Origin of the sequence: Mycobacterium sp., from assembly GCF_049585075.1 — a bacterium.
Taxonomy (GTDB): domain Bacteria; phylum Actinomycetota; class Actinomycetes; order Mycobacteriales; family Mycobacteriaceae; genus Mycobacterium.
This window is the reverse complement of record NZ_JBAUZA010000120.1, coordinates 1-3,917: the sequence shown is the minus strand read 5'-3', so window position 1 is coordinate 3,917 and position 3,917 is coordinate 1. Positions and strand designations below refer to the sequence as shown.

At 66.2% G+C, this 3,917-nt stretch carries 7 protein-coding genes; 1 reads left to right on the top strand and 6 read right to left on the bottom strand.

Going from position 1 to position 3,917, the window contains the following annotated elements; genetic code table 11:
* The 3 genes from WB785_RS05610 to WB785_RS05600 form a co-directional block, all read right to left on the bottom strand.
* Positions 1 to 1,065, bottom strand: a 1,065-nt coding sequence (locus WB785_RS05610) for a chromosome segregation SMC family protein (RefSeq protein ID WP_424077748.1), incomplete at its 3' end; no start/stop codon positions are given.
* Positions 1,066 to 1,076: 11 nt separating this feature from the next.
* Positions 1,077 to 1,367, bottom strand: coding sequence for an acylphosphatase (locus WB785_RS05605; RefSeq protein ID WP_424077747.1), 291 nt, complete (start codon positions 1,365 to 1,367; stop codon positions 1,077 to 1,079).
* Positions 1,345 to 1,767 (bottom strand): OsmC family protein, encoded by a 423-nt coding sequence (locus WB785_RS05600; RefSeq protein WP_424077745.1) that lies wholly within the window; start codon positions 1,765 to 1,767, stop codon positions 1,345 to 1,347. The genes WB785_RS05605 and WB785_RS05600 overlap by 23 nt, the downstream gene beginning before the upstream one ends.
* Here WB785_RS05600 and WB785_RS05595 point away from each other — a divergent pair.
* Entirely contained in the window at positions 1,766 to 1,915 is a 150-nt protein-coding gene (locus WB785_RS05595) for a hypothetical protein (RefSeq protein WP_424077744.1), read from the top strand. The two genes, WB785_RS05600 and WB785_RS05595, sit on opposite strands and share 2 nt — an antisense overlap.
* On the opposite strand, the gene mutM is transcribed toward WB785_RS05595, so the two are convergent.
* The 3 genes from mutM to WB785_RS05580 all read right to left on the bottom strand — a co-directional run.
* Positions 1,879 to 2,730: a DNA-formamidopyrimidine glycosylase gene (mutM, locus tag WB785_RS05590; protein ID WP_424077743.1), complete on the bottom strand. Its 852-nt coding sequence runs from the start codon at positions 2,728 to 2,730 to the stop codon at positions 1,879 to 1,881. The two genes, WB785_RS05595 and mutM, sit on opposite strands and share 37 nt — an antisense overlap.
* Before the next feature lie 7 nt (positions 2,731 to 2,737).
* Positions 2,738 to 3,427 (bottom strand): ribonuclease III, encoded by a 690-nt coding sequence (gene rnc, locus WB785_RS05585; protein WP_424077742.1) that lies wholly within the window; start codon positions 3,425 to 3,427, stop codon positions 2,738 to 2,740.
* A partial coding sequence (locus tag WB785_RS05580) for a YceD family protein (RefSeq protein ID WP_424077741.1) occupies positions 3,420 to 3,917 on the bottom strand: 498 nt, incomplete at its 5' end. The genes WB785_RS05580 and rnc, both read right to left, overlap by 8 nt.

Below are 3,917 nucleotides of genomic sequence, written 5' to 3'. Positions count from 1 at the left end.
GTCGAGCCGGGTGCGGGTGGCGGCCAGCTCGGCCAGCAGCTGCTGCTCGGCGGCCGCAACCTGTTGCGCCTCGGCCTCCAACGCGTCGGGGTCAGGGCCGCCGGTCGTGGCCGGCTCGACGTCCAGGTGCTGAGCACGCTCGCTGGCGATGCGCACGGTCGCGCTCACCCGTTCGGCCAACGCGGACAACCGAAACCAGGTCTGCTGCGCCAATTCCGCGCGCTCAGAAAGGCTGGCCAAGGCGTCTTCATTTGTAGCCAGCTCATCGGACGCGACCGCCATCCGGGCCGAAGCCTCATCGTGATCGCGGCGCAATGCCGCCTCGGCCTGGTTGGTGTCGTTGAGCTCGGCCTGCCGGGCGACCACGTCGTCGGCGGCCAGCCGCAGCCGGGCGTCGCGCAGGTCGGCCTGAATGGTCTGGGCGCGACGGGCCACCTCCGCCTGCCGGCCCAGCGGTTTGAGCTGGCGGCGCAGTTCGGTGGTCAGATCGGTGAGCCGGGCCAGGTTCGCCGACATCGACTCCAGCTTGCGAACGGCTTTTTCTTTGCGCTTGCGGTGTTTGAGCACACCGGCGGCTTCCTCGATGAATGCCCGACGATCCTCCGGCCGCGATTCCAGGATCTCGTTGAGCTTGCCCTGCCCGACGATGACATGCATTTCACGGCCGATGCCGGAGTCGCTCAGCAGCTCCTGGATATCCATCAAACGGCAACTGCTGCCGTTGATTTCGTATTCACTGGCGCCGTCGCGAAACATCCGGCGGGTGATCGACACCTCGGAGTACTCGATCGGCAACGCGTTGTCGGAGTTGTCGATTGTGACGGTGACCTCGGCGCGGCCCAACGGGGCCCGAGACGACGTCCCGGCGAAGATGACGTCTTCCATCTTGCCGCCGCACAGCGTTTTGGCGCCCTGCTCCCCCATCACCCAGGCCAGCGCATCAACCACGTTGGACTTGCCCGACCCGTTGGGTCCGACCACTGCGGTGATGCCCGGCTCGAACCGCAGAGTCGTCGGCGAGGCGAAGGATTTGAAACCCTTCAGCGTCAGGCTCTTGAGGTACACGGCGTGCCAGACTACCGCTCGGTGAAGCCGTTGATCGGTTCGCCGCGCGGCGACCAATCGGCAACTACGTTGTCGACGTGGCCTGGTGTTTTTCCACTCTGCAACACGCGCAACAACTGTTCACATGCGTCACGCGAGCCCTGCGCGACGACCTGGACGCGTCCGTCTGGCCGGTTAGCCGCGTACCCGGTCAGGCCTAGCTCCAGCGCACGGCTTCGGGTCCACCATCGAAATCCGACGCCCTGCACGCGACCGTGCACCCAAGCCGTCAACCGGGCGTCAGGTTGGGTTTCTTGAGACATCGGCTACCTCGAACCTGACTGTGGTACCTGATTTGAGTGTGCGACCCACGGTGCACACCTGGTCGACGGCGCGCTCGACGACGGTCAGCACCCGTGCCTTCTCGTCGTCGCTCAAGCCTGACAGGTCGATCTCGAGGGTCTCTTGCAGCAGCGGATAACGCTCCTGGTCACGGTCGGCCTCGCCGGAAACCCGCACGGTCGCCTGATAGTCGTCGCCAAGCCGACGTACCAACGGCAGGTCGCTGGACATCCCGCTACACGCGGCCAGAGCGATCTTCATCAGCTCGCCGGGGGTGAATACGCCGTCGACGTCCTCGGAGCCGATCAGTACCTGCGCGCCGCGCGAGCTGTGCCCGGTGTAGCGACGCACCCCGCTGCGTTCCACCCACAGTTCCGTCATGGGTTTCTTTCTACCGGGTCTGGTGCACACCGAGATCGACGCCAGCGCCAAAAACCCGGCCGAGCGCGGCACTAGCGTCGATCTCGGCGGGGTTGGCAGAGCCAGACCCAATTACCGCCGCGGCCGCGGCTGGCAGCGCGGGCAGTAGAACGACGAGCGGTTCATGAACTTCTCCCGGCGGATCACCGCGCCACAGCGTCGGCAGTGTTTGCCTTCCCGGCCGTAGACATCGAGAGACCGGTCGAAGTAGCCGGACTGGCCGTTGACGTTGACGTACAACGAATCGAACGACGTGCCGCCCTGCGCCAACGCGTCGCGCATCACCTCGGCGGCCGCGTGCAGCACTGCCTTGAGCTGCTTGCGGGTCAAGGTGTCGGCAAGCCGCGCGCCGTTCACCTTGGCCCGCCACAACGCTTCGTCGGCGTAGATGTTGCCGATCCCGGACACCACGGTCTGGTCCAACAGCTGGCGCTTGATCTCAGAATGCTTGCGCCGCAACATATTTACCACGGCATCGATGTCGAATTTCGGGTCGAGCAGATCGCGTCCCAGGTGAGCGACGGGCACGGGAACCACGCTGCCGTCCACGTCGATCAGCTCAGCCAGCAGCCACCCGCCGAACGTACGCTGGTCGACGAAGCTCAGCGTCGTCCCGTCGTCGAGAACCGCCGCGATCCGCAGGTGGCCCGCGTTCGGCACGGTCCCGAGCAGCATTTGACCGCTCATGCCGAGATGGACGACCAGCGCGCAATCGCCCTCGTCGAGGATGAGCCACAGGTATTTCCCGCGCCGATCGGTGCCGGTGATCCGGGCGTCCAGCAGCCGCGCGGTCAGGTCGGCGGGGCCCGCCTCGTGGCGGCGCACGGCGCGGGGGTGATGCACGCGGACGGCGGTGATGGTCCGGCCCACCACGTGGGCCTGCAAGCCGCGCCGCACCACCTCAACCTCGGGTAGTTCGGGCATATCTACATCACGCGCTGTCGAGCACGCTCAGCGTTTTCCACGCCGCCGCGGCGGCATGCTGCTCGGCTTCCTTCTTGGACCTGCCCACGCCCGACCCGTATTCGGTGTCGGCCACTGTCACCACAGCGGTGAATTCTTTGTGATGGTCAGGTCCTGTCGAGGTGACCTGATACGACGGCGCGCCCAGGCCGCGAGCTGCGGTGAGCTCCTGCAGGCTGGTCTTCCAGTCCAGTCCGGCGCCCAGCGTCGGCGCGGCGTCCAACAGCGGCCCGAACAGCCGCAAAATAACTTCCCGCACGCCGTCCATGCCCAGGTGCAGGTAGATCGCTCCCAGCAGCGATTCCATGGTGTCCGCCAGGATGCTGGATTTGTCGGACCCGCCGGTATTGATCTCGCCGCGCCCCAACAGCAGATATGCGCCGAGGCCGTCCCCGGTCAGCTTCCGCGCGACTTCGGCCAGCGCCTGGGTGTTGACCACGCTGGCCCGCAGTTTGGCCAGATCGCCCTCCGAGCGGTCGGGGTGTCGGTGGAACAATTCGTCGGTCACGGTCAGGCCCAGGACCGCGTCGCCGAGAAACTCCAAGCGCTCGTTGGTGGGCAGACCGCCGTTCTCGTAGGCGTAGCTGCGGTGGGTCAGCGCCAAGGTCAGCAGCTCATCGGGCAATTCGACGCCGAGCGCGTCGAGCAGCTCATTCACTCCGTCCCCCGTCGTTGTCGGGTGGCAACATGGCAGTCAGCTTGGCCCACCGCGGATCGATCTCATCATGGTGATGACCGGGCTCGGCGGTTGCCAGCGCGACGCCGCACTGCGGGCACAACCCGGGGCAGTCCGGCTGGCACACCGGTGAGAACGGCAGCTCCAGCCCGACAGCGTCGATGATCGGCTGCTCGAGATCGACGAAGTCACCGGCGACCCGCCCGACCTCGTCCTCCTCGGTGGTCGCGTCGGTGATGCTGTCCGGATAGGCGAACAGCTCGGTCAGGCCAACTTCTACGCGTCCGCTCACCGGCGTGAGGCAGCGGGAGCATTCGCCGGTGGTGGGTGCGGTCAGCGTCCCGGTCACCAACACACCTTCGGACACCGACTCGACTCGTAGATCGAGTTCCAATTCCGCGCCGGCCTGGACGGCAATCATTTCCACACCGATGCGCAACGGGCTGGGCACGACGTCGTGCAGGGAAAACAT

Coding starts and splice junctions, on each gene's coding strand:
- WB785_RS05595 (WP_424077744.1), top strand. CDS start 1,766: ATGGGTTTCTTTCTACCGGGTCTGGTGCACACCGAGATCGACGCCAGC.
- WB785_RS05600 (WP_424077745.1), bottom strand. CDS start 1,767: ATGACGGAACTGTGGGTGGAACGCAGCGGGGTGCGTCGCTACACCGGG.
- mutM (WP_424077743.1), bottom strand. CDS start 2,730: ATGCCCGAACTACCCGAGGTTGAGGTGGTGCGGCGCGGCTTGCAGGCC.
- WB785_RS05605 (WP_424077747.1), bottom strand. CDS start 1,367: ATGTCTCAAGAAACCCAACCTGACGCCCGGTTGACGGCTTGGGTGCAC.